Consider the following 26,316-nt stretch of genomic DNA (forward strand, 5'->3'; position numbering starts at 1 on the left):
GGTTGATAGGCCAGATGTGGAAGCCTAGTAATGGGTGAAGCTGACTGGTACTAATAGGCCGAGGGCTTGTCCTCAGTTGCTCGCGTCCACTGTGTAGTTCCCAGACAACGAACGGTTGTGCTGGCTGAACAGTTTCACTAATCAATTGAATAGTGTGCTTGTTCGCTGCCCGTTCGATACCCCACTTTATTGTGGGGAGTCTGACAGGGTTTCGGTGGTCATAGCATGAGGGAAACGCCCGGTTACATTCCGAACCCGGAAGCTAAGCCTTATAGCGCCGATGGTACTGCAGGGGGGACCCTGTGGGAGAGTAGGACGCCGCCGAACAAATCTTGAGGACCTCTGGTCCCAGCGACTCGCTGGGACCAGAGGTCCTTTTTTGTTTTTCCGAAGCGCGCCGGGTACCTGGCTGCGCGAGAATGACTTGCGGTACCGAAGACAGGAGTCACCATGTCCACCAACTCTCCCGATGAGCGACCGGAGCGCGACCAGCGAAGCCGGGACAGTGGTGACCGCGGCGGCTACCGCGGGGGCCCTCGCCGCGACAACGATCGCCGTGACGGCGATCGCGGAGGCCAGAGCCGGCCCGACGCCAGGAGCGGCGGTGACCGTGGCGGTTTCCGGCGCGACGACAACCGCCGTGATGACACCCGGCGTGACGACAACCGTGGTACCGGTGGCTTCCGTGGCCGCGACGACCGGGGTGCGGGTGACCGCGGTGGTCGTCCGCCGTTCCGGCGTGACGATCGTCCCAGCGGGCCACGTCGCGACGACCGGGACCGGGGAACCGGTCGAGAGGGCGACCGTCCGGCCTTCCGTCGAGATGACCGGCCCACCAGTGGTCCGCGTCGTGACGACAACCGTGCCGGCAGCGGTCCGCGCCGTGATGGCGATCGCGGAGGCCAGGGGCGGCCCGATGCCAGGAGCGGCGGTGACCGTGGCGGCTTCCGGCGTGATGACAACCGCCGTGACGACAACCGAGGTACCGGTGGCTTCCGTCGTGACGACCGGCCCACCAGTGGTCCGCGCCGTGATGATCGGCGTGATGGTGGAGACCGCGGCGGCTTCCGTCGTGACGACCGTGGCGACGCCCGCCGTGACGACCGCCGCGATGACCGTCCGGCGTTCCGACGCGACGACAGCCGTGGGTTCCGCCGCGAGGGGGATCGCCCGCCATTCCGTCGTGACGACCGGCCCAGCGGTGGTCCGCGTCGTGACGACAATCGAGCCGGCGGTGGTCCGCGTCGTGATGACGACCGTGGTGGCAGCGGTTTCCGTCGTGACGACCGCCGTGACAGCGGTGGTGACCGTGGGGGCTTCCGCCGCGATGACCGTGGTGATGCTCGCCGTGACGACCGTCGTGATGACCGTCCGGCGTTCCGGCGCGACGAGAGCCGTGGCGACAACCGTGGTACCGGTGGCTTCCGTCGTGACGACCGGCCCACCAGTGGTCCGCGTCGTGACGACAACCGTGCCGGCAGTGGTCCGCGTCGTGACGATGACCGTGGTGGCAGTGGTTTCCGTCGTGACGACCGCCGTGACAGTGGTGATCGGCGTGACAGTGGTGGTGACCGTGGCGGTTTCCGTCGCGATGACCGTGGTGATGCTCGCCGTGACGACCGTCCGGCGTTCCGACGCGACGACAACCGCCGTGACGACAACCGAGGCGGTGGGTTCCGTGGTCGTGACGATCGGGGAGCCGGCCCGCGGCGTGACGACAGGGGCGGCGGTCGCCCCGGTGGCTTCCAGGGCCGTGACGACAGGCGCGGCGACGACCGCCGTGGTGGTGGCGGTTTCCGGGACGACCGTGACCGGGACCGTGAGCCGATCAAGCGGCTGCCGATCCCCGAGGACGTCACCGGCGACGAGATCGACAAGGACGTACGGCAGGAACTGATGAGTCTCCCCAAGGGGCTTGCCGAGGATGTCGCCAAGAACCTGGTGATGGTCGCCCGGCTCATCGACGAGGACCCCGAGGGGGCGTACGGCTACTCGAAGGTCGCCCTGCGGCTGGCCTCGCGCGTTGCCGCCGTACGGGAGGCGGCCGGCTTCGCCGCGTACGCGAGCCAGAAGTACAGCGAGGCGCTCGCCGAGTTCCGGGCCGCGCGCCGTATGACCGGCGGTGTGGACCTCTGGCCGGTCATGGCGGACTGCGAGCGCGGTCTGGGCCGGCCCGAGAAGGCGCTGGACATGGCCGGTGCGCCCGAGGTCCAGAAGCTGGACAAGCCCGGGCAGGTCGAGATGCGTCTCGTGGCCGCCGGCGCGCGACGGGACATGGGCCAGATCGAGGCCTCCATCGTGACCCTCCAGGGTCCCGAGCTTGCCTCGAACTCCATGCAGCCCTGGACCGCGCGACTGCGCTACGCCTACGCCGACGCGCTGCTCGCGGCCGGTCGGGAGGGTGAGGCGCGCGAGTGGTTCGCGAAGGCCATCGAGTCCGACAAGGACGGCAGCACCGACGCCTCCGACCGGCTCGCCGAACTGGACGGCGTCGCGTTCGTCGACGCGTTCGTCGAGGACGACGATGAGGACGAGACGGCGTCGGTGACGACGGTGACGGTGACGGACGTGCCGGCTCCGATCGAGTCCGAGAGCGACACCGTGGCCGAGTTCGACGATGAGGATGACGACGAGGACGAGGACGAGGCTCTGGAGAACGGGCCGACGCCGGACGACGCCGACGCCGACGGCGATGACGCACCCAAGGGCGCGTCGCAGGGCTGACGCCGCGCAGGACACGTAGAAGCGGACGGGCGGGACTCCGGAAGGGGTTCCGCCCGTCCGCTTCTGTCAGCCCGCGAGTGCCCGGAGTACCAGGCCCGAGGCCGGTTTCGGGCCGAACGACGTCGACTTGCGCGGCATGGTGACACCCTGGCGGGCCAGTTCGCGTACGACCTCCTCGCGGACCGGATGCATCAGGACGGCCGTGCCGCCGTCGCGCTCCGCCTTGTCGACCGTCGCCTCGGTGTCGTGGATGTACGCGACGTGCTCGGGCGAGTCCTCCGGGATGCCCCAGACGTGTTCGAGGAGCGTGGCGTGCAGGACGGTCGCGTCCAGGGTCCGCCAGGCCTGCGGGTGGTCACCCGGGATCGTACGGGCGAGGAGAGCCGGGGACGGACGGTCGACCAGGTGGAAGGCGCCGTCGCCGGCCAGGAGGAAGGCGTTTCCCTGCGCGGCCGACGCGGCCAGGGCTTCCATGGCCTCGGCGAGGGGGACGTCGAGGCGGCGTACGCGGAAGGTGTCCGTGAGGGCGGCCAAGGCGTCGGCGACCGGCAGGCGGTGCAGGAGGCGGTGGATCGCGCGGACGCGGAGCGGATAGCGAGTGGTGTCGACCAGGAGGACCAGGCCGTAGTCCCAGGGGCTGGGGGAGGGATGCTCCGCGCGTAGACGCAGATACGTTGCCCAGCGGTGGTGGCCGTCGGCGATGAGGGCCTGGTGGTGACCGAGATCTGTCCGGATCTCGGTCAGATCGGCCGGGTCGGTGACCGCCCACAGACGGTGGCTGAAGCCGTCCTCCGTGGTGGTGGAGAGGAGCGGCGGGTGCTTGGCCGTGCGTTCGATCACGGCGGCGGTGCCTGCCCGGGAACCGTTGCCGCGGTACGTCAGCAGCAGGGGTTCGAGGTTCGCGGAGGTGGCGCGCATCAGGGCGGCGCGGTCCGCGATGACGTGCGGCATCACGTCCTCGTGGGGGAGGACGACGCCGTCCGACGGCTCCGACAGACGCAGGGCACCGATGATGCCGCGTTGCAGCATGCCGCCGTCGCGCTGTTCGTAGACGTACAGACCCGGCTCGGTGTCGGTGGTGAGGACGCCCTCGGACAGCCAGAGGTGCAGGGTTTCGGCAGCCTGCTGGTTGCGCGCGGTGGGGGTCGGGTCCTGCGGGAGGATCAGCCTGACGATGTTGTGCGGGTCGGCGGATTCCAGGTGGAGCAGACCGTCCGGCCGTACGACGACGTCGTACGGCGGTGAGGTCACGGCGGCCAGGCTGCCGACCCGGTCGGGGTCGTAGCGCAGGCCCCTGAAGGGGTTCAGATCAAGGCCCATGCGTGCGGGTACGTGCGCGGGACCTGCATAGTTCATTCAGGCATCGTAAGTGTGTCAGTGACATGCGCGATGATCGGGGCAAAGGGATCGAATGAGGAGCGATGCGGAATGAGCCAGAGCGTCAGGACGCGGCCCGAGGGCAGTGCGCGGGCCCTGAGCGAGGCGTACGACACGGCTCTGCTCGACCTGGACGGAGTGGTGTACGCGGGCGGTAACGCCATCGCGCACGCCGTTGAGTCCCTGGGCACGGCCGGCTCCGGAGGGATGCACCTCGCCTACGTCACGAACAACGCGCTGCGGACGCCGGACGCGGTGGCCGAGCACCTCACGGAGCTGGGGATACCGACCGGGGCCTCCGACGTCATCACCTCGGCGCAGGCCGCGGCCCGGCTCATCAGCGAGCAGGTGCCCGCCGGCGCGCGCGTGCTGGTCATCGGCGGGGAGGGGCTGCGGGTCGCGCTGCGCGAGCGAGGGCTCGAACCGGTCGAGTCGGCGGACGACGATCCGGCGGCTGTGGTCCAGGGATTCGGCGGTCCGGATCTGCCCTGGGGGCGTTTCGCGGAGGCGTCCTACGCCATCGCGCGCGGGGTGCCGTGGTTCGCGTCCAACACCGATCTGACGATCCCGAGCGCACGCGGGATCGCCCCCGGGAACGGCGCGGCGGTCGAGGTCGTACGCATCGCCACGGGCGCCGAGCCGCAGGTGGCGGGCAAGCCGCTGCCCCCGATGCACCGCGAGACGATTCTGCGGACCGGGGCCGAGCGGCCGCTGGTCGTCGGTGACCGGCTCGACACGGACATCGAGGGCGCGTTCAACGGCGAGGTGGACTCGCTGCTCGTACTGACCGGCGTCACGGACGGCCCGCAACTGCTCGCCGCTCCGCCGCAGCACCGGCCGACGTACGTCGACGCCGATCTGCGCGGTCTGCTCACGGGGCAGCCCGAGGTCACCGAGTCGGCGGACGGGTTCCGCTGCGGCGGCTGGACGGCGACGGCCGGGACCGAGCGGCTGGAGTTGCAGGGGGACGGCGAGGCCCTGGACGGGCTGCGGGCGCTGTGCGCGGCGGCCTGGACGGCGGCCGGCGACGGGACGTGCGAGCTGGACGGGGGCAAGGCGCTGGCGCGGCTGGGGCTCTGAGCGCGGAGGGGATGCGGACACCCCCGGCCGCGGTGACCTGGGATCCAGCTGGAATGCGAGGGTAGGCTAACCTAACCGGGTGTTGGTAGACAGTCCCCCCGAAGCGCGTGCGGAGACCGCCCCCGCGCCCCCAACCCGCCGGGCGATTCGCACCTTTGGGCTCCTGGCTTCCCTGGGCCTGCTGGTGCTCGTCGCGCTGGCGAGTATCGCGATCGGTGCGAAGGCGCTGCCGCTGGATCAGGTCTGGCACGGCCTGTTCCACGACTCGGGGACGTACGCGGATGTCGTGGTCGGTGACCGGCTCTCCCGTACCGTCCTCGGGTTGCTGGTCGGCGCCGCGCTGGGGCTCGCGGGGGCCGTCCTCCAGGCGCTGACCCGTAACCCGCTGGCCGACCCCGGACTGCTCGGGATCAACGCGGGCGCGTCCGCCGCGGTCGTCACCGCCATCACGTACTTCGGTGTCACGAGTCTGAGCGGCTACGTCTGGTTCGCCTTCTTCGGGGCGGCCGCGGTGGGTGCGCTGGTCTGGTTCCTCGGCGGCAGCCGGGGGGCGACCCCGGTGCGGCTCGCGCTCGCGGGCACGGCGATCAGCGCCGCGCTCTACGGCTATCTGCAGGCCGTGATGATCACGGACGACGCGGCGCTGGGCAGGATGCGGTTCTGGACCGTCGGCTCGCTGGCGTCGGCCACCGACACCACCATCAAGCAGGTGCTGCCGTTCCTGGCGGTCGGCACCGTCCTCGCGCTGGCCCTCGCCCGCCCGCTGAACGCCGTGACCATGGGCGACGACACCGCCCGCGCGCTGGGCGCCAACCTGAACCGCACCCGCGCGCTGTCCATGGCCGCCGCGACCGTGCTGTGCGGCGCCGCGACCGCCGCCTGCGGGCCGATCGTGTTCGTCGGCCTGATGGTCCCGCACGTCGTCCGGTCCTTCACCGGGCCCGACCTGCGCTGGATCCTGCCGTACGCGACCGTGCTGTCGCCCGTGCTGCTGCTCGGCGCCGACGTCGTCGGCCGGATGGTCGCGCGGCCCGCGGAGTTGCAGGTCGGCATCGTCACCGCGGTCCTGGGCGGCCCGGTCTTCATCTATCTCGTACGACGGCGGAGGACGGCGCAGCTGTGACGACCACACGCAACCGGGAGAGGGGCCATCCGGCTCTTCGCGTCCGGGGTACCCGGGCCGTTCGGACACCCGGGGGGCTGTCGGTCCGGCTCGACGTCCGGGCGTTCGCCGTCGTCGTGCTCCTGCTGGCCGCCGCGCTCACCGCGAGCGTCGCGCTGATCGGCACCGGCGACTTCCCGATCTCGGCACCGGACGTCCTCAGGACACTGTCCGGCGACGGCACCGCGATCCAGGAGTACATCGTCAACGACCTGCGGCTGCCGCGGGTCGTCGTCGGCCTGCTGGTGGGGGCCTCACTCGGGCTGGCCGGCGCGGTCTTCCAGTCCGTCTCCCGCAATCCGCTGGGCAGTCCGGACGTGCTCGGCCTCGGGCAGGGCGCGACGGCCGGTGCGCTCATCGTGATCGTGCTGTTCTCGGGGAGCGCGAACCAGGTCGCCCTCGGGGCGCTCGTCGGCGGCCTCGTGACCGGACTAGCCATCTATCTGCTCGCGTGGAAGCGGGGCGTGCACGGTTATCGACTGGTTCTGGTCGGCATCGGTGTCTCCGCGATCGTCACGGCGGTCAACGGCTATCTGCTCACCAAGGCCGACATCGTCGACGCTGCCCGCGCGGTGGTCTGGATGACCGGCTCCCTCAACGGCCGTGACTGGACCCAGGTATGGCCGCTGCTCATCATGTGCGCCGTCCTCGTCCCGCTGGTCCTCGCCAACGCGCGCGGGCTGCGCATGACGGAGATGGGCGACGACGTCTCGTACGCGCTCGGAGTGCGGGTCGAGCGGACGCGGCTGCTGCTGATGCTGGCCGCCGTGCTGCTCACCGCGGGCGCCACCGCCGCCGCGGGCCCGGTCGGTTTCGTGGCGCTCACCTCGCCGCAGCTCGCCCGGCGACTGACCCGCTCGCCGGGGCCGAACCTGGTGCCCTCCATGTGCATGGGCGCGACCCTGCTGATCGTCGCGGACTGGGCCTCGCAGCGGGCCTTCGGCGCCGACCAGCTTCCCGTGGGTGTGGTGACCGGAGTCCTCGGCGGTGTCTATCTGCTCTGGCTCCTGGTCACCGAGCGGAAGGCGGGCCGGATATGAGCGCCGCGCGGAAGGCGGGCCGGTCGCGAACGGGCGCCGCAGCGAACGAGAAGACCAAGAGGAGCACCACCACCGTGAACCGCCTGTCCGCCGAGAACGTCACCCTCGCCTACGACCAGCGCGTCATCACGGAGAAGCTGTCGGTGGAGATACCCGACAACTCCTTCACCGTGATCGTCGGCCCGAACGCCTGCGGCAAGTCGACACTGCTGCGTGCCCTCTCGCGGATGCTCAAGCCCGCTCAGGGGCGGGTGCTGCTCGACGGGCAGGTCATCCAGTCGATGCCCGCGAAGAAGGTGGCCAGGACGCTGGGGCTGCTGCCGCAGTCCTCGATCGCGCCCGACGGGATCACCGTCGGCGACCTGGTGGGCCGGGGCCGCTATCCGCACCAGGGGCTGCTGCGTCAGTGGTCCACGGAGGACGAGCGGGTCGTCCAGGAGTCGATGGCCTCGACCGGCGTCGCCGAGCTCGCCGATCGCTATGTCGACGAACTCTCCGGCGGCCAGCGCCAGCGGGTGTGGATCGCGATGGCGCTCGCCCAGCAGACACCGCTGCTGCTCCTCGACGAGCCCACGACGTACCTCGACATCCAGCACCAGATCGACGTCCTGGACCTGTGCGCCGAGCTGCACGAGGAACAGGGCCGCACCCTCGTCGCCGTGCTCCACGACCTCAACCACGCGGCCCGGTACGCCACCCACCTGATCGCCCTGCGCGAGGGCGAGGTCATCGCCGAGGGCCCGCCGAGCGACATCGTCACGGCCGGTCTGGTCGAGGAGGTCTTCGGGCTGCGCTGCCAGGTCATCGACGACCCGGAGACGGGCACCCCGCTGGTGGTGCCCGCGGCGCGCAAGGCACGCGCGCGGGTGGCCGCTACAGAAGCTTCCTGAGGCGGAACAGATCGAGGACACTCGCCTCCAGCTTCACCCGGCCCGAACCCCAGGCCTTCGCGAAGTGCAGCTCGCCGTCGACCATGGCGACCAGATCGTCGCCGGACATGGTGAGCCTGATCTGGGCCTTCTCGCGGGGCGGCCCCTGGAGGGTGTCCAGCACCCTGATCCGGCCGTCCTCGAGACGGCCGACGAAGGTGACGTCCAGGTCGGTGACACGGCAGCTCAGCGAGCGGTTCAGGGCCGCCGCCTCGCGTACGTCCCCGTCGGCGCCCGCCATGTTGTCCGCAAGCTTCTCGAGCGCACTGCGGCACTCCTCGATCGTCGCCATCGTGATCGACGGTACCGCAGCGCTTCGGGGTAGCGTCGGGGCATGAGCGACTCAGTGCCCCGGACCCCGTCCGCGCAGGGCGAGGTCCCGGAGCCGGAGGTTCCGGCCGAGGCCGACCCCGCGTACGACCTCGCCGCCCCGGCCCCGCTGAACGTGCCGCGCACCCCCACCGGCAACGCGGACATCGACGCCCAGCTCGACCGGCTGGCCGACGCCGACCACCTCGCGACGGACGGACACGTCGAGGTGTACGAGGATGTACACCGGGGGCTGCGCGACGCGCTCACCGCGCTCGACGCCCGCCCGGAATCCCCGGCGCCCCCATCGCCGTACAACCGCAGGAGCTGAACCGAACGTGGCAGGAGTGGCACGCCGCCGCCTGGACGCCGAGCTGGTCCGCCGGAAACTCGCCCGCTCGCGCGAGCACGCCGGACAGCTGATCGCCGCGGGGAGGGTCACCGTCGGCAAGACCCTCGCGGTCAAGCCCGCCACTCAGGTGGAGACGGCGGCCGCGATCGTGGTGACCCAGGACGACAGCGACCCCGACTACGTCTCGCGCGGCGGACACAAGCTCGCCGGCGCGCTGGAGGCCTTCGTCCCGCAGGGGCTCGAGGTCGCGGGACGGCGGGCGCTGGACGCCGGAGCGTCCACCGGCGGCTTCACCGATGTACTGCTGCGCGCGGGAGCCGCCCATGTGCTCGCCGTCGATGTCGGCTACGGTCAACTTGCCTGGTCTCTGCAGAGCGATGAACGCGTCACAGTCAAGGACCGTACGAACGTACGCGAGTTGACGTTGGAGGCGATCGATGGGGAGCCCGTGGATCTTGTTGTCGGGGATCTGTCCTTCATCCCGCTCGGCCTGGTGCTGCCCGCCCTCGCGCGGTGCGCGGCGCCCGACGCCGATCTGGTGATGATGGTCAAGCCACAGTTCGAGGTGGGGAAGGAACGGCTGGGGAGCGGCGGTGTCGTGCGCAGCCCGGAGCTGCGGGCGGAGGCCGTGCGCGGGGTGGCCGCGCGTGCCTGGAAGCTGGGACTCGGGGTGCGGGGGGTCACGGCCAGTCCACTGCCGGGGCCTTCGGGCAATGTCGAGTATTTTCTGTGGCTACGTGCCGGGGCACCCGAACTCGACCCGGCCGACGTTGACCGTGCAGTGGCGGAGGGGCCGCGTTGACACAGACCGGAGCTCGTACAGTTTTCCTGCTCGCCCACACCGGGCGGCCCGCTGCGATCCGCAGCGCCGAACTCGTCGTCCAGGGGCTGCTGCGCTCCGGGATCGGCGTACGGGTGCTGGAGGCGGAGGCGGCCGACCTGCCGCTGCCACCGACCGTGGAGCTGGTGAAGGAGGCCACACCGCAGTGCCTCGACGGCTGCGAGCTGCTGATCGTGCTTGGCGGTGACGGGACGCTGCTGCGCGGCGCCGAGTTCGCCCGCGCGTCCGGGGTGCCGATGCTCGGCGTCAACCTCGGCCGGGTCGGGTTCCTCGCGGAGGCCGAGCGCGACGACCTCGACAAGGTCGTCGACCGGGTGGTGACCAAGGCGTACGAGGTCGAGGAGCGGATGACCGTCGACGTCGTCGTGCACCAGAACGGCGACATCGTGCACACCGACTGGGCTCTCAACGAAGCGGCCGTGCAGAAGGTGTCCGCCGAGAAGCTCCTCGAAGTGGTGCTGGAGATCGACGGGCGGCCGGTGACCGGGTTCGGCTGCGACGGGATCGTCTGCGCGACGCCGACCGGTTCCACGGCGTACGCGTTCTCCGCGGGCGGGCCCGTGGTCTGGCCGGAGGTCGAGGCGCTGCTGATGGTGCCGATCAGCGCGCACGCGCTGTTCGCGAAGCCGCTGGTGACCTCGCCGGACTCGGTGCTCGCGGTGGAGGTGCTGCCGCACATTCCGCCGGGGGTGCTGTGGTGCGACGGGCGACGGATGCTGGAGCTGCCGCCGGGGGCGCGGGTGGAGGTCCGGCGGGGGGCGGTGCCGGTGCGGCTGGCCCGGCTGCACCACGCGTCGTTCACCGATCGGCTGGTGGCGAAGTTCGCGCTGCCGGTTTCCGGGTGGCGTGGGGCGCCGCACTAGTCGTACGAGGTCTGCCGCATCGGTCGTAGGAGGTCCGGAGCGGTGGTGCGGCCGGTGTACGGCGTTTGTACGGTGTCCCACTCCCGCGGGTGACAACGGACCCTTTGTGGGTCCTTGTCACCTGCGCCTTCGCACCAGCGGGGTGGGGGCCGTCGCACATCCGGTCCCTGACCTCGTAAGGTCGTGTCCGTGTTGGAGGAGATGCGGATACGGTCGCTCGGAGTCATCGACGACGCGGTGGTCGAGCTGTCGCCCGGCTTCACCGCGGTGACCGGTGAGACCGGTGCGGGCAAGACGATGGTGGTCACCAGCCTCGGGCTGCTGCTGGGCGGACGTGCCGACCCCGCCCTGGTGCGGATCGGCGCCAAGAGCGCGGTCGTGGAGGGGCGGATCACCCTGCCCGTCGGCGGCACGGCGGTGGTACGGGCCGAGGAGGCCGGGGCCGAACTCGACGACGGGGCGCTGCTGATCAGCCGTACCGTTTCCGCCGAGGGGCGCTCGCGGGCCCATCTGGGCGGGCGCTCGGTGCCGGTGGGGGTGCTCGCCGAGCTCGCCGACGAACTCGTCGCCGTGCACGGCCAGACCGACCAGCAGGGGCTGCTCAAGCTGTCCCGGCAGCGGCAGGCGCTCGACCGGTACGCGGGGGACGCGGTCGCCGTGCCGCTCGCCAAGTACGCGGGTGCCTACCGCCGGCTGCGCGCCATCTCGGCCGAGCTGGACGAGATCACCACCCGCGCGCGTGAACGGGCCCAGGAAGCCGACCTGCTGCGCTTCGGACTCGACGAGATCGCCGGCGTCGAGCCGCGCGAGGGCGAGGACGTGGAGCTGGCCGCCGAGGCCGAGCGGCTCGGCCACGCGGAGGCGCTGGCCTCGGCCGCCACGGTCGCGCACGCGGCGCTCGCCGGCAATCCCGAGGATCCCGAGGGCATCGACGCGGCGACGCTCGTCGCGGGAGCGCACCGGGCGCTCGAGGCCGTACGTTCGCACGACTCCTCGCTCGGTGCGCTGTCCGGGCGGATCGGCGAGATCAACATCCTGCTGCGGGATGTGGCTGGGGAGCTGGCCGGGTACGCCGACGATCTCGACGCCGATCCGCTGCGGCTCGCGGCGGTCGAGGAGCGCAGGGCAGCGCTGACCCAACTCACACGGAAGTACGGCGAGGACATCGACGCCGTGCTCGCCTGGGCCCAGCAGGGGGCCGCCAGGCTGCTCGAACTAGACGGCGACGACGAGCGGCTCGACGAACTGACCGCCGAGCGGGACGCCCTGCGCGCCGAACTGGGCGGCCTCGCCCAGGGGTTGACGGAGGCCCGTACGGAGGCGGCCGAGCGGTTCGCCGCCGCGGTGACCGCCGAGCTGGCCTCGCTCGCCATGCCGCACGCACGCGTGTCGTTCGAGATCCGGCAGACCGACGACCCGGAGGGCGTGCGGCTCGACGGCCGAACGGTCGCGTACGGTCCCGCGGGTGTCGACGAGGTCGAGCTGCTGCTCGCCCCGCACCCGGGCGCGCCGCCGCGGCCCATCGCCAAGGGCGCCTCCGGCGGTGAGCTCTCACGCGTGATGCTCGCGGTGGAGGTCGTCTTCGCGGGTACGGACCCGGTGCCGACGTATCTGTTCGACGAGGTCGACGCCGGTGTCGGCGGCAAGGCCGCGGTCGAGATCGGCCGGCGGCTCGCCCGCCTCGCCAAGACCGCGCAGGTCGTCGTCGTCACCCACCTCCCGCAGGTCGCCGCCTTCGCCGACCGGCAGTTGCTGGTCGAGAAGACCAACGACGGGTCCGTGACCCGGTCCGGCGTCAAGGTCCTGGAGGGCGAGGACCGCATCCGCGAGCTCTCCCGGATGCTGGCCGGCCAGGAGGACTCGGAGACGGCCCGGGCACACGCGGAGGAACTGCTGGCCACGGCTCGGGCGGACGGGTAGTTGTTCGGTGGCGGGTGACCCGCCGGCGGCGTGGTGGGGCGTGGCGTGACGGTGGCTGAGCCTGCGTACGCCGGTGCCGTGCTCGCTCCCGCGTCGCCCGCGTCGGTCGTCCGGCGGTTCGGCTGGGCGGAATCGCGTGACGGGGGCGGGGGCCTGTCACTCGTGTGAGTGACTGCGGCTGTCGAGTTGGGCGGGGAGTCGTGTCCGCGTTCGGGTGGTGGTGCCGGAACGGGTGTGCGGCCTGGCATCCTTGGCGTTGGACGCGGAGCGCGATGTGCGGTACACCCCCTCTGTACGTTTCTCCGCACGATCCTTCTGTACGTTCTTCGTGACCGTCCGACGCCGAACCAGGAGCCCCGGCCACGTGACCCACGTGAGCAGCCACTCACCGCATGGCCAGTCGCCGTTGCGCACCGTGCAGGTGCTCGGCGGTGGAAGCGCGCGCAGCGGTGCGCATGTGCGGTCGCTGACCTCGGGGCTCGTCGCCCGGGGCGTGCGGGTCACCGTGTGCGCCCCCAGTGATGCCGATCGCGCCTACGGGTTCACCGGTGTGGGCGCGCGGCATGTCCCCGTGCCGCGCAGCAACGACCCCGCCTCGGTGGCCGCGCTGCGGATGGCCTGCGCGGACGCCGACCTGGTGCACGCGCACGGACTGCACGCCGCGCTGCGGGCCACGTTGGCGCTGAGCGGGTGGCACACCCCGCTCGTCGTCACCTGGCACACGCGTCCGCCCGCCGAGGGTACGCGGGCGCATCTGCTGCGACTGCTGGAGCGGCGGGTCGCCAGGGCCGCCGCCGTCGTTCTCGGCACGTCCTCCGACCTGGTGGACCGGGCCCGCAGCAGGGGCGCTCGCGACGCGCGGCTCTCCGCCGTCGCCTCCCCGGTGCCGCGCGGTGTTGTCGAGCACGGGGACCCCGACCTGCTGCGGCACAAGGCGCGGGCCGAACTCGGCACCACCGGAAGGCCGTTACTGATGGCCGTCGGCTCCCTCGACCCGCACCGCGGGTACGAGACGCTGTTGGACGCCGCGCGGGTGTGGCGCGACCTCGACCCCATGCCGCTGCTCGTGATCGCGGGGGAGGGGCCGCTCAGGGCGGTCCTTCAGCGCCGTATCGAGGACGAGGGATTGCCCGTCCGTCTGATGGGGCGGCGCGACGACATCACGGAGCTCCTCGCCGCGGCCGATCTCGCGCTGCTGCCCAGCAGTTGGGAGTCCAGGTCCGTGCTCGCGCAGGAGGCCCTCCACGCGCGCGTGCCGCTCGTCGCGACCGCCGTCGGCGGAATCCACGAGCTCGTCGGCGACGCGGCCGAACTCGTCCCGTACGGAGACGCGAAGGCGCTCGCCGAAGCCGTCACAGGCCTTCTCGGCGACCCCGCGCGCCGGGAACTCCTCAGGGACAGGGGAGTCCGGCAAGCCGCCACCTGGCCGACCGAGGACGAGACGGTGGCCCAAGTACTGAGTGTCTACGACGAGTTGACCGAGGCGCGACCGCTGCCCTGAGCGAGCCACCTACGACACATGTCTCCGGGCCCGCAGCGCCAGGCTCAACGCCAGTACGGTCTGGGGGTCGTCCAGGTCCGTGCCCAGCAACTCCCCGATCCGGGCGAGGCGGTTGTAGAGCGTCTGACGGTTGAGGTGCAGTTCACGGGCCGTCTCCGCCTTGCGGCCCGCGTGCGCCAAGTACGTCTCCAGGGTGGGGAGAAGCGGCGGTTTGGAGCGGTTGTCGTGCGCGCGGAGGGGGCCGATCGCGCGGTCCACGAAGGCCGCAAGGTCCGGATGGTCGCGCAGCCGCCACAGCAGCAGGTCGATGTCCAGGCGCCGGGCGTCGTACCAGGGGCGGTCGGTCAGCCCCTGCGCGGCCGTCGCCGTCTCCGCCGCGTGCCGCAGACCCGCCGAGGCCGCCGCCCAGCCGCCCGCGACGCCGACCACCACCACCGGGGGCAGCGCGCCGGGCCGTTGCATGCCCGCCCGCTCCACGCCCGCCCGCAGCGCCGCCGCGACCCGGTCCGCGACCGCCGAGCGCTCCGACTCCGACCGCAATCCCAGCAGCAGCGGGACCCTGCCCTCGACCGGACGTACGCCGAGCAGGACGGGCACTCCGACCGAGGCGAGCTCCTCGGCGACCGCGCGGGCCAGGACCGCCCAGCCGCCGCCGGGGGAGAGGCCGTCGGCGAGCCGCATCACGACGGGCAGGAGCGGGCTGCCGCCGGGCTTGAAGCCGAGCACCCGGGCCTGCGCCGGAGCGTCCTCGGCCTCGATACGGCCCTCGGCGAGGTCGGTGAGGAAGTCGCCGCGTCCGCGCGCCGCGAGCTCCTCCTCCTGGCGGGCCTGCATCAGGACGACGGCCAGGATTCCGGCGGTCCGCTCCGCCGCGAGCCGGTGCACCGGGGCGACCGGGGCGCTGACGGGCAGCAGGACCAGCCGTGCCCGTACCGAACCGGTGCCGGGGCCGCCCCCGGGCACGTCCACGAGAGTCGTTCCCGCGGGCGGCTCCTCCTTGTGCTGGCCGCGCATGCCCTCCCACACCTGGAGCGGATCGGCGCCCGAGCCGCCCGACCCTGCGGCGTACAGGAGCTGCCCCTCCGCCGTCTCCAGGAAGACCGGATTGCCGCTGAACTCCGCGAGGATCCCGAGGACCTGGGGGACGCCGCCCCCGCCGAGCAGTGCCTCGGTACAGCGCCTGTGCACCTCCTCGGCCCGCTGGAGGAGGGCGTAGTGGCCGTTGACGATCTCGGTGTGGATCTCCTCCGTGACGGCCACGAAGGGCACCTCGCGGTGCAGCTGGACGAGCGGGAGACCGGCCGACCTGGCCGTCTCCACGAGGGCCGCGGGCAGCCGGGTGAACCGCGGGCCGAGCTCCACCACGAGGGCCGCGATGCCGCGCTCGGCGAGCGTGCGGACGAAGGCGCGCTGGTCTGCGGGGCGGGTGCCGAGGCCGTACCCCGTGGTCAGGAGCAGTTCGCCGCCCTTCAGGAGCGAGGCGATGTTCGGGACCTCGCCCGCGTGCACCCAGCGCACGGTGCGCTGCAGCCGGTCGGCCCCCGCGAGGATCTCCGGCAGCCCGCCGCGCAGGCCGGGCAGCTCAAGCGCCCGCCGCACGGTGATTCCGGCGCCCTGGGTGTCGTAACGGCTGTCCATGGTTCCGGACGCTACCCGCCGGCACGTTTCGGAACATCTCCGGCCCGTTACGGGAGCGGAAGTGACCGGCCGCTCAGCCGGGCACGGGAGCGATGTTGTGGTTGGAGCGCGGCGAAAGCCGCGCCCGCCCTGGAGAGGGGAACCCTGGCAGCCGCCCCTTTCGGCGGGGGACAGGACTGCCTTCCAGCCCAGGCGGGCACGGCGGATCGGGCGCGTTCAGGACGTTCGGGAGCCGTTCAGGAGCGGGCGTCGATCGTGTTCAGCCGCCGTACGCCCCCGAAGCGGTCAGCCTCAGGGCCGTGTCGATCAGCGGAACGTGACTGAACGCCTGCGGGAAGTTGCCGACCTGGCGCTGGAGCCGGGAGTCCCACTCCTCGGCGAGCAGGCCCAGGTCGTTGCGGAGGGCGAGCAGCTTCTCGAAGAGCTTGCGGGCCTCGTCGACCCGCCCGATCATCGCGAGGTCGTCCGCCATCCAGAACGAGCAGGCGAGGAAGGCACCTTCGTCGCCCTCCAGGCCGTCCACGCCCGCGTTCTCGCCGCTGGTCGGGTAGCGCAGGATGAAACCGTCCGAGGTCGACAGCTCGCGCTGGATGGCCTCGATGGTCCCGATCACGCGCTTGTCGTCCGGCGGCAGGAAGCCCATCTGGGGGATGAGGAGCAGCGAGGCGTCCAGCTCCTTGGAGCCGTACGACTGCGTGAACGTGTTGCGCTCCTTGTCGTAACCCTTCTCACACACGTCCCGGTGGATGTCGTCGCGCAGCTCGCGCCACTTCTCCAGCGGACCGTCCGCGTCACCGGACTCGATGAGCTTGATCGTGCGGTCGACGGCGACCCAGGCCATCACCTTGGAGTGCACGAAGTGCCGGCGAGGGCCGCGGACTTCCCAGATGCCCTCGTCGGGCTGGTCCCAGTGGTCCTCCAGGTAGCGGATCAGCTTGAGCTGGAGGAGCGAGGCGTAGTCGTTGCGGGACAGGCCCGTCATGTGGGCGAGGTGCAGGGCCTCGGTGACCTCGCCGTACACGTCGAGCTGGAGTTGCCCCGCGGCGCCGTTGCCGACTCGTACGGGCCCCGAGTTCTCGTACCCGGGAAGCCAGTGGAGCTCTGCCTCGCCCAGCTCCCGTTCCCCGGCGATGCCGTACATGATCTGCAGGTTCTCCGGGTCGCCGGCGACCGCGCGCAGCAGCCACTCGCGCCAGGCGCGGGCTTCTTCGCGATAGCCGGTGCGCAGCAGCGACGACAGCGTGATCGCCGCGTCACGCAGCCAGGTGTAGCGGTAGTCCCAGTTCCGTACGCCGCCGATCTCCTCCGGGAGCGAGGTCGTGGGCGCGGCGACGATGCCGCCCGTGGGTCCGTACGTCAGGGCCTTGAGGGTGATCAGGGAGCGTACGACGGCCTCGCGGTAGGGGCCGTGGTAGGTGCACTGGTCGACCCAGTCGCGCCAGAACTCCGCGGTGGCCTCCAGCGACTCCTCCGGCTCCGGCAGGGCGGGCGGTGCCTTGTGCGAGGGCTCCCACGAGATGGTGAACGCGATCCGGTCGCCCGGTGCCACCGTGAAGTCGGCGTAGGTGGTCAGCGCCTTGCCGTAGGTCTCGCAGGCGGTGTCGAACCACACCGAGTCGGGGCCGGCGACGGCGACCGTCCGCCCCTCGTGCTTGTGCACCCAGGGCACGACACGGCCGTAGCTGAAACGCATCCGCAGCGCGGAGCGCATCGGGACCCGGCCCGTGACGCCCTCCACGATCCGGATCAGCTGCGGCGCGCCGTCACGCGGGGGCATGAAATCGGTCACGCGGACCGTGCCGCGTGGGGTGTCCCACTCGGATTCCAGGATCAGCGAGTCGCCGCGATAGGTGCGGCGCGCCGCCGTCGGCGGTTTGGCGTCGGCCGCGTGCGCCGGCCCCAGCCGCCAGAATCCGTGTTCCTCCGTGCCGAGCAGTCCTGCGAAGACGGCGTGGGAGTCGAAGCGGGGCAGGCACAGCCAGTCGACCGTGCCGTCCCGGCAGACCAGCGCCGCTGTCTGCATGTCTCCGATGAGTGCGTAGTCCTCGATGCGCCCGGCCACGTGCAACTCCAGTCGAACGGCTACCTCGCCCCCTGCGGGGCGGTCGCTCTTGCGGTCAAGGGAACGTTGGTAATGCGTCGCTACGAAACGTCAATAGTCGGTGCGATTGTCGTTGCGAAACGAACTGACGAGCTTTCGTGTTCCGGGATACGGACGGGGTAGGTGCCGTGTTTCAGCCGGGCTCGGCAGCGAGTGTCCGAGCAGGATACGACGCACGTGGAAGATCCGCGTGCCGCTCCCGGTAACCCGGGTGGGCCGATCGAGTGAGACTCCAGTGCGTGGCGTGTGGGGTACGTGTCGACGTGTGTGCGGAGCGTGGCCGGAAGCAGCCTCTCCGCGGCGCTGATACCCTGGTAGCCCGTGGACCGGTGGGAGAAAAACCCCCGAACCGCAGCGACGGCACCTCCGGAGATCTTCGGACACCACGCCGGTACGCACCCCAGACCGCGACCACGGGAGCCCCCTCTTGGCCATGACGCCCGCTGCTTTTCGAAACAGCACAGCCACGACGACCAAGCACATCTTCGTCACCGGGGGTGTCGCTTCCTCCCTCGGCAAGGGACTCACGGCCTCGAGTCTGGGTATGTTGCTCAAGGCGCGGGGCCTGCGGGTCACGATGCAGAAGCTCGACCCGTATCTGAACGTCGACCCGGGCACCATGAACCCGTTCCAGCACGGTGAGGTGTTCGTCACCAACGACGGCGCCGAGACCGACCTGGACATCGGCCACTACGAGCGTTTCCTCGACGTCGATCTGGACGGCTCGGCCAACGTCACCACCGGCCAGGTGTACTCGACGGTCATCGCCAAGGAGCGGCGCGGCGAGTACCTGGGCGACACCGTGCAGGTCATCCCGCACATCACCAACGAGATCAAGCACCGCATCCGCCGGATGGCCACCGACGACGTCGACGTGGTCATCACGGAGGTCGGCGGCACGGTCGGCGACATCGAGTCGCTGCCCTTCCTGGAAACGGTCCGTCAGGTCCGTCACGAGGTCGGCCGCGACAACGTGTTCGTGGTCCACATCTCGCTCCTCCCGTACATCGGCCCCTCCGGGGAGCTGAAGACGAAGCCGACCCAGCATTCGGTTGCCGCGCTGCGCAACATCGGCATCCAGCCGGACGCGATCGTGCTGCGGGCGGACCGCGAGGTGCCCACCGCCATCAAGCGCAAGATCTCCCTGATGTGCGACGTCGACGAGGCGGCCGTGGTCGCCTGCATCGACGCCAAGTCGATCTACGACATCCCGAAGGTGCTGCACACCGAGGGCCTGGACGCGTACGTCGTCCGCAAGCTGGACCTGGCCTTCCGCGACGTGGACTGGACGGCCTGGGACGACCTGCTCGACCGCGTCCACAGCCCGCTGCACGAGATCAACCTGGCGCTGGTCGGCAAGTACATCGACCTGCCCGACGCCTACCTCTCCGTCACCGAGGCGCTGCGCGCCGGCGGTTTCGCGAACAAGGCCCGCGTGAAGGTGAAATGGGTCACCTCGGACGACTGCAAGACCCCGGCGGGCGCGGCCAGGCAGCTCGGCGACGTCGACGCGATCTGCATCCCCGGCGGCTTCGGCGACCGCGGCGTGTCCGGCAAGGTCGGCGCCATCCAGTACGCCCGTGAGAACAGGATCCCGCTGCTCGGCCTCTGCCTGGGCCTCCAGTGCATCGTGATCGAGGCCGCGCGCAACCTGGCCGGCATCGCCGACGCCAACTCCACCGAGTTCGACCCCGGCACCGCCCACCCGGTCATCTCCACCATGGCCGAGCAGCTCGACATCGTGGCGGGCGAGGGCGACATGGGCGGCACCATGCGGCTGGGCATGTACCCGGCCAAGCTCGCCGAGGGCTCCATCGCGCGCGAGGTGTACGACGGCAAGGAGTACGTCGAGGAGCGGCACCGGCACCGCTACGAGGTGAACAACGCCTACCGCGCGGAGCTGGAGAAGAAGGCCGGTCTCCAGTTCTCCGGGACCTCGCCGGACGGCAAGCTCGTCGAGTACGTCGAGTACCCGCGCGACGTCCACCCGTACCTGGTGGCGACCCAGGCCCATCCCGAGCTCCGCTCCCGCCCGACCCGCCCGCACCCGCTCTTCGCGGGCCTGGTCAAGGCCGCGGTGGAACGCAAGACAGGCAAGACAGCCAAGTAACACGAGGGTTGTACGGTGTCCGGGGTGTGTGCCTTTCGAGGTGTGCACCCCGTTTTCCGTCACGGGTACCGGTAACGGTTCCTGTGCGGGGCCAGTTTCTTTTGCACGTGTGGGAGGACAGGGCATGACCATCAAGGACACCGCCGAGGAGTGGGAGATCAGGGCGAGCGAGACCCCGTTCGTCGGCAACAAGACCTCGGTCCGTACGGACGACGTGGTCATGCCCGACGGATCGGTCGCCCGCCGCGACTACCAGGTCCATCCCGGCTCCGTCGCCATCCTCGCCCTCGACGACGAGGACCGCGTCCTGGTGCTGCGCCAGTATCGCCACCCCGTGCGCCACAAGCTCTGGGAGATCCCGGCCGGGCTCCTCGACATCCCCGGCGAGAACCCCCTGACCGCCGCGCAGCGCGAGCTTTACGAAGAGGCGCACATCAAGGCCGAGACCTGGCGGGTCCTCACCGACGTCTACACCACGCCCGGCGGCTGCACCGAGGCCGTCCGCGTCTTCCTCGCCCGCGACCTCTCGGAGGCAGAGGGACAGCGCTTCGAGGTCGAGGACGAGGAGGCCGACATGGAGCTGGCCCGGGTCCCCGTCGACGAGCTCGTACGACGGGTACTCGCCGGAGACCTCCACAACACCTGCCTCGCAGTCGGCGTGCTCTCGCTGGTCGCCGCGCGGAACGGCGACGGTCTCGACGCGCTGCGCCCGGCGGAAGCCCCGTGGCCGGCCCGGCCCTTCGAGGTCTGACCCCCGCCCGGCCTCCGCCCGACACCCGTCCGACGCAATCAGTCCTACGATCGCCTGATCCGATCGGGGGACCTGTCCGCCGCGCTCCGCACGGATCGTCGCAGAGCGTGAACTAGGCTCTGAAAACGCCCCGTCCGGAGTCCCGGCGGGTTTGCGCGCGCAGTGGGACGGGAGTGTGGCCCGTGACGGATCAGGCGGTGGACAACGGCGGCACGAAGGTGTCGGCAGAAGGGCAGCGCCCGGCTGCCGAGTCCGCTCCTACGGAGAGTCAGTTCCTGGGTCGCACAAGAGAGTTGAAGGAACTCCGGGCCGACATCGAGCGAGCGGGCCTGGACACCATCTCGGGCCGGAAGGCGCCCCGCGCGCGCGTCCTGCTCATCGCGGGCAAGCCCGGTTCGGGCCGCACCGCGCTCGCCGAGGAGCTCGCGCGGCAGGTCGCCGAGAGTTACCCCGACGGCGTGCTGCGCGCCCGGCTCACCGAAGCCGACGGCACCCCGGTACCCACCGAGCGCACCGCACGGGAGCTCCTCACCGCTCTGGAGCGCCCCACCCCGCCCGGCGCGGACGCCGACGACCTCGGCGAGGCGCTGCGCGAGGCCCTCGCCGTCCGCCGCGTCCTGCTCGTGCTCGACGACGCGGCCGACGCCGAGCAGGTCGACGCCCTGCTGCCGGACACCCCGGACTGCCTGGTCGTCGCCGTCTCCGGCGGCCCGCTGACCGGCATCGCGGACGTCCGCCCCTGCACCCTGGGCGGCCTGGACACCAAGTCGGCGCTCGAACTCCTCGGCCGTTTCACCGGCCAGGTGCGCATTACCGTCGACCCGCTCTCCGCCGAGAACCTGGTCGAGCTGTGCGCCGGCCAGCCCGCCGCCCTGGTGCTCGCCGGCGGCTGGCTCGCGTCCCGCCCCCAGTCGGCGGTCGCCGACCTCGCCAAGCACCTGCGCACCGAGGGCGACGAAGGCACGGCGCCGGCCCGCATGCTCCGGCTCACGTACGCCTCGCTGCCCAGCGCCGCCGCGCGGATACTGCGACTGCTCTCGCTCGCCCCGGCCGGTCTCGTCGACCCGCACACCGCCTCCGCGCTCGCCGGCTGCTCGGTGAGCGCCGCCCGCACCACCCTGGACGACTTCGCCGCGCTCGGCCTGCTGCGGCCCGTCCCGTCGCCGCTGCCGCAGTACGAGGTGCCCGGCTGCCTGCTGCCGCTGCTGACCGCGCTCACCGAGGCCCACGACCGCCCCGCCGAGCTCCAGCTCGCCCGCGCCCGGATGCTGGAGCGGACCGTACGGCTGCTGGTGTCCTGCCGCGCCATCACCGAGACCGACAGCTCGCCCGCCCGCGAGAAGCTCGCCGGAATGCCCCGGGCCCTGCGCTTCCCGAACCCCCGGGCCGCCGCCGACTGGCTGCGCATCCGGCAGCCCGCGCTGCTCGCCTCGGCCCGGCTCGCGGTCGCCGACGGCGAGCTGGACACGCTGGCCCGCCGCCTGATGGCCGCGCTGGTACGGGCGATGGTCGCGCACATCGGTACGCGGGCCGCCGCACCCGAGCTGTACGGGATCCACCGGCTCGTCCTGGACGTCGCCGAGCGCCGCGAACTGCCCCGGGAGAAGGCCGCGGCCCTGCTGAACCTAGCGGACCTGGACGCGCAGACCGGCCGTACGCCCGAGGCGCTGGTCCGCTACCGGGCCGCGCTGGACGCCGGACGCGAGGCGAACGACCTGTATGCGACCGGCCGCGCGATGGAATCCGTAGGCGGCGCCCACCAGGAGCTCGGGGACTACGACCGGGCCGCCGACTGGTACGGGCGGGCGCTCGCCGAACGGCTCGCGCGCGACGAGCGCGTGGACGCCGCCCGGCTGTACGGCCGTATCGCCACCGCGCACACCTACGCGGGCCGCTACGGCGAGGCGCTGCGCAACTGGCGGGCCGCCGTCACCGGGCACCGCAAGAACGGCGATGTGGCCGCTCAGGCACGGGCGTTGAGCGAGCTGGCCCGTGTCCAGGAGTACGCCGGGCGGCCCGAGGAGTCGCTGCGCACCTGCCAGGAGGCGGCCGAGTGGGCGCGCCGCGCGGACGACGTACGACTCCAGGCCGCGCTTCAGCTCAGGCTGGCCGACACCCTGGACCGGCTCGGCGACCCGGCGGCGGCCCGGCTGCACCGGAGTGCGGCCGAGCGAATGCTGGGTGACGAGCTCCCGGAAAGCGCATCAGCCAGGGAACAAGACGCTAACGCCTGCGAAATCCGTAGTACACCCGAAAAAGATTGATGCATTGGAAGGCTAGACAGAGAGAATCCCTTCATTAGACTGGCTCCGCCGCGTTCTTTCGTGGTGTCTCCCGGTGTGCTCCCTCGCGTCGGGTATGACCTGCAATGCCCTGGCTTGTGTCGCCCCGGCATGCGCAGCCCCAGAACCCTCTGAGCCAAGGACCGTGATCGACGTGAAGGTCGGTATCCCCCGCGAGGTCAAGAACAACGAGTTCCGGGTGGCCATCACCCCCGCCGGTGTGCACGAGCTGGTGCGCCACGGCCACCAGGTCCTCATCGAGCAGCACGCCGGTCTCGGCTCCTCGATCACGGACGACGAGTTCGTCGCCGCCGGTGCGCGGATCCTCGCCACCGCCGACGAGGTCTGGGCCACCGCCGACCTGCTGCTCAAGGTCAAGGAGCCCATCGCGGAGGAGTACCACCGCCTGCGCAAGGACCAGACGCTCTTCACCTACCTGCACCTGGCGGCGTCCAAGGAGTGCACGGACGCGCTCGTCGGGTCCGGCACCACGGCGATCGCCTACGAGACCGTTGAGCTGCCCGGTCGCGCCCTGCCCCTGCTCGCCCCGATGTCGGAGGTCGCGGGCCGGCTGGCTCCGCAGGTCGGCGCGTACCATCTGATGCGCTCGGTCGGCGGCCGCGGTGTGCTCCCCGGTGGCGTCCCCGGCACGCAGCCCGCGCGGGCCGTCGTCATCGGCGGCGGTGTCTCCGGCTGGAACGCCACGCAGATCGCCGTCGGCATGGGATTCCACGTCACGCTGCTCGACCGCGACATCAACAAGCTGCGCGAGGCCGACAAGGTCTTCGGCACCAAGGTCCGGGCGATCATGTCCAACTCCTTCGAGCTGGAGAAGGCCGTGCTGGACGCCGACCTCGTCATCGGTGCCGTTCTCATCCCGGGAGCCAAGGCGCCGAAGCTCGTCACCAACGAACTTGTTTCGCGAATGAAGCCGGGAAGTGTTCTTGTCGACATCGCGATCGACCAGGGTGGGTGCTTCGAGGACTCGCGTCCCACCACACACGCCGAGCCGACCTTCCCGGTCCACGGCTCGGTCTTCTACTGCGTCGCCAACATGCCCGGCGCGGTGCCCAACACGTCGACGTACGCGCTCACCAACGCGACACTTCCGTACATCGTGGAGCTCGCGAACCGCGGCTGGGTCGAGGCGCTGCGCCGTGACGCGGCGCTCGCCAGGGGTCTCAACACGCATGACGGCAAGGTGGTTTACCGCGAGGTCGCCGAGGCTCACGGCCTTGAGCACGTGGAGCTGGAGACCTTGCTCGGTTAAGTCATCAACGGGTAAAAAGGCGATACGTCAACACGGCTCGTCAACACCGCACACCCGGCCGGACCTTGCCCGACGAGGTCCGGCCGGGTGTGTGTCGGGTCACTTTGTGACACTCGTTCAACTCGCCGCGAACGTAACCCTTTAACCGATTCGTACACCGGTGAAACCTGCTGTGCGACGGCCTTACGCCCTTGACAGAGGGGTGTTCGGTTGCCGACACATCGGGTCGGGTCCGGCGGATTGTGTTGCTGCGGAGCGGTGACACGCCATAGAGTCGCCAACCGTCGGCATGGTGCCACGCTGACCTATCGAGAAGTTTCCTGGTCACCAAGGAGGTAAGACGACTTGTGAATGAGTCGACATTTACTCCCGGGGGTGGTCAACCAGGAATGCCGACGCGGGGCCAGGCCCCCACGGGGCTCGAGGCTGTCGGCTCCGTCGCTGTCCGCACCTTCGCAGCCCAGAAGAGTCCCCGTATGACTCAGACAGCACACCCGAGCATGGATGGCCATCACGTGAACGCCATGGCCGGCAACGGAAGTGGCGAGAACCGCACCCACTTCGCCGACTTCGACGAACTGCCCGAGGGGCACTTCTACGACCCCGACGCCGAGTACGAGCCCGATCCCGAGTACGCGGCCACGCTCGCGCCGGACGCGGCCCGTCAGCGCCGTGAGCGCGTCGGCCCGACGGGACGCCCGCTCCCGTACTTCCCGATCCCCGGGCCGCTGACCGACCACGGCCCCGCGACGATCGTGGCGATGTGCAACCAGAAGGGCGGCGTCGGCAAGACCACGTCGACCATCAACCTGGGTGCCGCGCTCGCGGAGTACGGACGCCGGGTCCTGCTCGTCGACTTCGACCCGCAGGGCGCGCTCTCGGTCGGTCTCGGCGTCAACCCGATGGAGCTCGACCTCACCGTCTACAACCTGCTCATGGAGCGGGGAATGACGGCGGACGACGTGCTCCTGAAGACGGCGGTCCCGAACATGGACCTGCTGCCCAGCAACATCGACCTGTCCGCCGCCGAGGTGCAGCTGGTGAGCGAGGTGGCGCGTGAGTCCACGCTCCAGCGCGCCCTGAAGCCGCTGATGGCCGACTACGACTACATCGTGATCGACTGCCAGCCCTCGCTCGGCCTGCTCACCGTGAACGCCCTGACGGCGGCCCACAAGGTGATCGTGCCGCTCGAGTGCGAGTTCTTCGCCCTGCGCGGTGTCGCACTGCTCACCGAGACCATCGAGAAGGTCCAGGAGCGGCTCAACCCCGAGCTGGAGCTCGACGGCATCCTCGCGACGATGTACGACTCGCGCACGGTGCACAGCCGTGAGGTGCTCGCGCGCGTGGTCGAGGCGTTCGACGATCACGTCTACCACACGGTCATCGGGCGCACGGTGCGCTTCCCGGAGACCACCGTCGCCGGTGAGCCGATCACCACGTACGCCTCCAACTCCGTCGGTGCCGCCGCCTATCGCCAGCTCGCCAGGGAGGTGCTCGCCCGGTGTCACGCCGAGTGAGTCTGCCGGGGGCCGACGAACTGTTCCGTACCACCGGGGGAATGGCGCTCCAGTCGTCCTCGCCCTCTCGCCGGACCAACGGCGAGGCCCGGGTACCGGCTCCCGCGGGCGAGAGCGACGCGGTGGCCGCCGGGGACGACGCACCGCAGTCGGTGCCCGTCCGGGGCGGTGACGGCGAGGGCGACGAACACGTCGCGGCCGACTCCGACCCCGACGCGGGATCCCGCAGCCGGGGTGCCACCGCCGAGCGCTCCGGGCGAGGTCAGGCAGTGCAGGAAGGTTCTGCCGCCGGACAGTCCTCGCGCAAGCGCGGACGGGGCCAGGGGCGTCGGCCCAGCGGGCGGGAACGGCACGACGAGAAGATCACGGTGTACGTGTCCGCCGAGGAACTCATCGACCTCGAGCACGCCCGGCTGGTGCTCCGGGGTGAGCACGGGCTGGCCGTCGACCGCGGGCGGATCGTCCGGGAGGCGGTGGCCGTCGTGCTCGCCGATCTCGAATCCCGGGGGGACGCGAGCATTCTCGTACGACGGCTTCGTGGGCGGTAGG

The 26,316-nt window shown here is 71.1% G+C and carries 20 protein-coding genes, 1 rRNA gene and 1 pseudogene; 18 read left to right on the forward strand and 4 right to left on the reverse strand.

Going from position 1 to position 26,316, the window contains the following annotated elements; all coding sequences use genetic code 11:
* Positions 1–210 precede the first annotated feature (210 nt).
* The 3 genes and pseudogenes from rrf (at position 211) to ACIBLC_RS15470 (ending at position 2,724) form a co-directional block, all read left to right on the forward strand.
* Positions 211–327, forward strand: a 5S ribosomal RNA gene (gene rrf / locus ACIBLC_RS15460).
* Between the two features lie 123 nt (positions 328–450).
* Positions 451–1,641, forward strand: a pseudogene (locus tag ACIBLC_RS15465) (hypothetical protein); the annotation flags it as partial.
* Between the two features lie 255 nt (positions 1,642–1,896).
* Positions 1,897–2,724, forward strand: a complete 828-nt coding sequence (locus tag ACIBLC_RS15470) for a hypothetical protein (protein ID WP_399211800.1) — start codon at positions 1,897–1,899, stop codon at positions 2,722–2,724.
* Between the two features lie 66 nt (positions 2,725–2,790).
* Here the strand turns inward: ACIBLC_RS15470 and ACIBLC_RS15475 are convergent, their stop codons facing one another.
* A complete protein-coding gene (locus ACIBLC_RS15475) occupies positions 2,791–4,080 on the reverse strand; it encodes a DUF1015 domain-containing protein (protein WP_399211437.1) in 1,290 nt (429 codons plus the stop codon).
* Between the two features lie 72 nt (positions 4,081–4,152).
* Between ACIBLC_RS15475 and ACIBLC_RS15480 the strand changes: the two genes are divergently transcribed.
* The 4 genes from ACIBLC_RS15480 (at position 4,153) to ACIBLC_RS15495 (ending at position 8,273) form a co-directional block, all read left to right on the forward strand.
* Entirely contained in the window at positions 4,153–5,181 is a 1,029-nt protein-coding gene (locus tag ACIBLC_RS15480) for an HAD hydrolase-like protein (RefSeq protein ID WP_399211438.1), read from the forward strand.
* 79 nt (positions 5,182–5,260) lie between these two features.
* Entirely contained in the window at positions 5,261–6,304 is a 1,044-nt protein-coding gene (locus ACIBLC_RS15485) for a FecCD family ABC transporter permease (RefSeq protein ID WP_399211439.1), read from the forward strand.
* The gene (locus ACIBLC_RS15490) at positions 6,301–7,383 is read left to right on the forward strand and encodes a FecCD family ABC transporter permease (protein WP_399211440.1); all 1,083 of its coding nucleotides are present in this window, start codon (positions 6,301–6,303) and stop codon (positions 7,381–7,383) included. The genes ACIBLC_RS15485 and ACIBLC_RS15490 overlap by 4 nt, the downstream gene beginning before the upstream one ends.
* Positions 7,380–8,273 carry an ABC transporter ATP-binding protein gene (locus ACIBLC_RS15495; protein WP_399211441.1) on the forward strand — a complete coding sequence of 298 codons (894 nt, stop codon included), beginning with the start codon at positions 7,380–7,382 and terminating at the stop codon, positions 8,271–8,273. Before ACIBLC_RS15490 ends, ACIBLC_RS15495 begins: the two co-directional genes overlap by 4 nt.
* Here the strand turns inward: ACIBLC_RS15495 and ACIBLC_RS15500 are convergent.
* Positions 8,257–8,604, reverse strand: a complete 348-nt coding sequence (locus ACIBLC_RS15500; protein WP_399211443.1) for an SCP2 sterol-binding domain-containing protein — start codon at positions 8,602–8,604, stop codon at positions 8,257–8,259. The two genes, ACIBLC_RS15495 and ACIBLC_RS15500, sit on opposite strands and share 17 nt — an antisense overlap.
* Positions 8,605–8,646: 42 nt before the next feature.
* Between ACIBLC_RS15500 and ACIBLC_RS15505 the strand changes: the two genes are divergently transcribed.
* The 5 genes from ACIBLC_RS15505 (at position 8,647) to ACIBLC_RS15525 (ending at position 14,098) form a co-directional block, all read left to right on the forward strand.
* Positions 8,647–8,952 (forward strand): hypothetical protein, encoded by a 306-nt coding sequence (locus tag ACIBLC_RS15505; protein WP_399211444.1) that lies wholly within the window; start codon positions 8,647–8,649, stop codon positions 8,950–8,952.
* A gap of 7 nt (positions 8,953–8,959) precedes the next feature.
* Positions 8,960–9,775, forward strand: coding sequence for a TlyA family RNA methyltransferase (locus ACIBLC_RS15510; protein ID WP_399211445.1), 816 nt, complete (start codon positions 8,960–8,962; stop codon positions 9,773–9,775).
* Positions 9,772–10,677 carry an NAD kinase gene (locus tag ACIBLC_RS15515; RefSeq protein WP_399211446.1) on the forward strand — a complete coding sequence of 302 codons (906 nt, stop codon included), beginning with the start codon at positions 9,772–9,774 and terminating at the stop codon, positions 10,675–10,677. Before ACIBLC_RS15510 ends, ACIBLC_RS15515 begins: the two co-directional genes overlap by 4 nt.
* Before the next feature lie 189 nt (positions 10,678–10,866).
* Positions 10,867–12,597, forward strand: coding sequence for a DNA repair protein RecN (gene recN, locus ACIBLC_RS15520; RefSeq protein ID WP_399211447.1), 1,731 nt, complete (start codon positions 10,867–10,869; stop codon positions 12,595–12,597).
* Between the two features lie 364 nt (positions 12,598–12,961).
* Entirely contained in the window at positions 12,962–14,098 is a 1,137-nt protein-coding gene (locus ACIBLC_RS15525) for a glycosyltransferase family 4 protein (RefSeq protein WP_399211448.1), read from the forward strand.
* Between the two features lie 9 nt (positions 14,099–14,107).
* On the opposite strand, the gene ACIBLC_RS15530 is transcribed toward ACIBLC_RS15525, so the two are convergent.
* Positions 14,108–15,736, reverse strand: coding sequence for a PucR family transcriptional regulator (locus ACIBLC_RS15530; protein ID WP_399211449.1), 1,629 nt, complete (start codon positions 15,734–15,736; stop codon positions 14,108–14,110).
* Positions 15,737–15,995: 259 nt separating this feature from the next.
* A complete protein-coding gene (locus ACIBLC_RS15535; RefSeq protein ID WP_399211450.1) occupies positions 15,996–17,798 on the reverse strand; it encodes a glycoside hydrolase family 15 protein in 1,803 nt (600 codons plus the stop codon).
* A 472-nt stretch (positions 17,799–18,270) separates the two neighbouring features.
* Between ACIBLC_RS15535 and ACIBLC_RS15540 the strand changes: the two genes are divergently transcribed.
* The 6 genes from ACIBLC_RS15540 to ACIBLC_RS15565 all read left to right on the forward strand — a co-directional run bounded on the left by ACIBLC_RS15540 (position 18,271) and on the right by ACIBLC_RS15565 (position 26,315).
* Positions 18,271–19,947, forward strand: a complete 1,677-nt coding sequence (locus tag ACIBLC_RS15540; protein WP_399211801.1) for a CTP synthase — start codon at positions 18,271–18,273, stop codon at positions 19,945–19,947.
* A gap of 124 nt (positions 19,948–20,071) precedes the next feature.
* Positions 20,072–20,698, forward strand: coding sequence for an NUDIX domain-containing protein (locus ACIBLC_RS15545; RefSeq protein ID WP_399211451.1), 627 nt, complete (start codon positions 20,072–20,074; stop codon positions 20,696–20,698).
* Positions 20,699–20,880: 182 nt separating this feature from the next.
* Positions 20,881–22,962 (forward strand): tetratricopeptide repeat protein, encoded by a 2,082-nt coding sequence (locus ACIBLC_RS15550; RefSeq protein ID WP_399211452.1) that lies wholly within the window; start codon positions 20,881–20,883, stop codon positions 22,960–22,962.
* 172 nt (positions 22,963–23,134) lie between these two features.
* Positions 23,135–24,250: an alanine dehydrogenase gene (ald, locus tag ACIBLC_RS15555; protein WP_399211802.1), complete on the forward strand. Its 1,116-nt coding sequence runs from the start codon at positions 23,135–23,137 to the stop codon at positions 24,248–24,250.
* A gap of 389 nt (positions 24,251–24,639) precedes the next feature.
* Positions 24,640–25,767 (forward strand): ParA family protein, encoded by a 1,128-nt coding sequence (locus tag ACIBLC_RS15560; RefSeq protein WP_399211453.1) that lies wholly within the window; start codon positions 24,640–24,642, stop codon positions 25,765–25,767.
* Positions 25,752–26,315 carry a hypothetical protein gene (locus ACIBLC_RS15565; protein ID WP_399211454.1) on the forward strand — a complete coding sequence of 188 codons (564 nt, stop codon included), beginning with the start codon at positions 25,752–25,754 and terminating at the stop codon, positions 26,313–26,315. Before ACIBLC_RS15560 ends, ACIBLC_RS15565 begins: the two co-directional genes overlap by 16 nt.
* Position 26,316: the final 1 nt, after the last annotated feature.

It is taken from the genome of Streptomyces sp. NPDC050535, from assembly GCF_044457665.1.
In the GTDB taxonomy this organism is placed as follows: domain Bacteria; phylum Actinomycetota; class Actinomycetes; order Streptomycetales; family Streptomycetaceae; genus Streptomyces.

Coding starts and splice junctions, on each gene's coding strand:
- ACIBLC_RS15470 (WP_399211800.1), top strand. CDS start 1,897: ATGAGTCTCCCCAAGGGGCTTGCCGAGGATGTCGCCAAGAACCTGGTG.
- ACIBLC_RS15475 (WP_399211437.1), bottom strand. CDS start 4,080: ATGAACTATGCAGGTCCCGCGCACGTACCCGCACGCATGGGCCTTGAT.
- ACIBLC_RS15480 (WP_399211438.1), top strand. CDS start 4,153: ATGAGCCAGAGCGTCAGGACGCGGCCCGAGGGCAGTGCGCGGGCCCTG.
- ACIBLC_RS15495 (WP_399211441.1), top strand. CDS start 7,380: ATGAGCGCCGCGCGGAAGGCGGGCCGGTCGCGAACGGGCGCCGCAGCG.
- ACIBLC_RS15500 (WP_399211443.1), bottom strand. CDS start 8,604: ATGGCGACGATCGAGGAGTGCCGCAGTGCGCTCGAGAAGCTTGCGGAC.
- ACIBLC_RS15505 (WP_399211444.1), top strand. CDS start 8,647: ATGAGCGACTCAGTGCCCCGGACCCCGTCCGCGCAGGGCGAGGTCCCG.
- ACIBLC_RS15530 (WP_399211449.1), bottom strand. CDS start 15,736: ATGGACAGCCGTTACGACACCCAGGGCGCCGGAATCACCGTGCGGCGG.
- ACIBLC_RS15540 (WP_399211801.1), top strand. CDS start 18,271: ATGACGCCCGCTGCTTTTCGAAACAGCACAGCCACGACGACCAAGCAC.
- ACIBLC_RS15545 (WP_399211451.1), top strand. CDS start 20,072: ATGACCATCAAGGACACCGCCGAGGAGTGGGAGATCAGGGCGAGCGAG.
- ACIBLC_RS15560 (WP_399211453.1), top strand. CDS start 24,640: ATGCCGACGCGGGGCCAGGCCCCCACGGGGCTCGAGGCTGTCGGCTCC.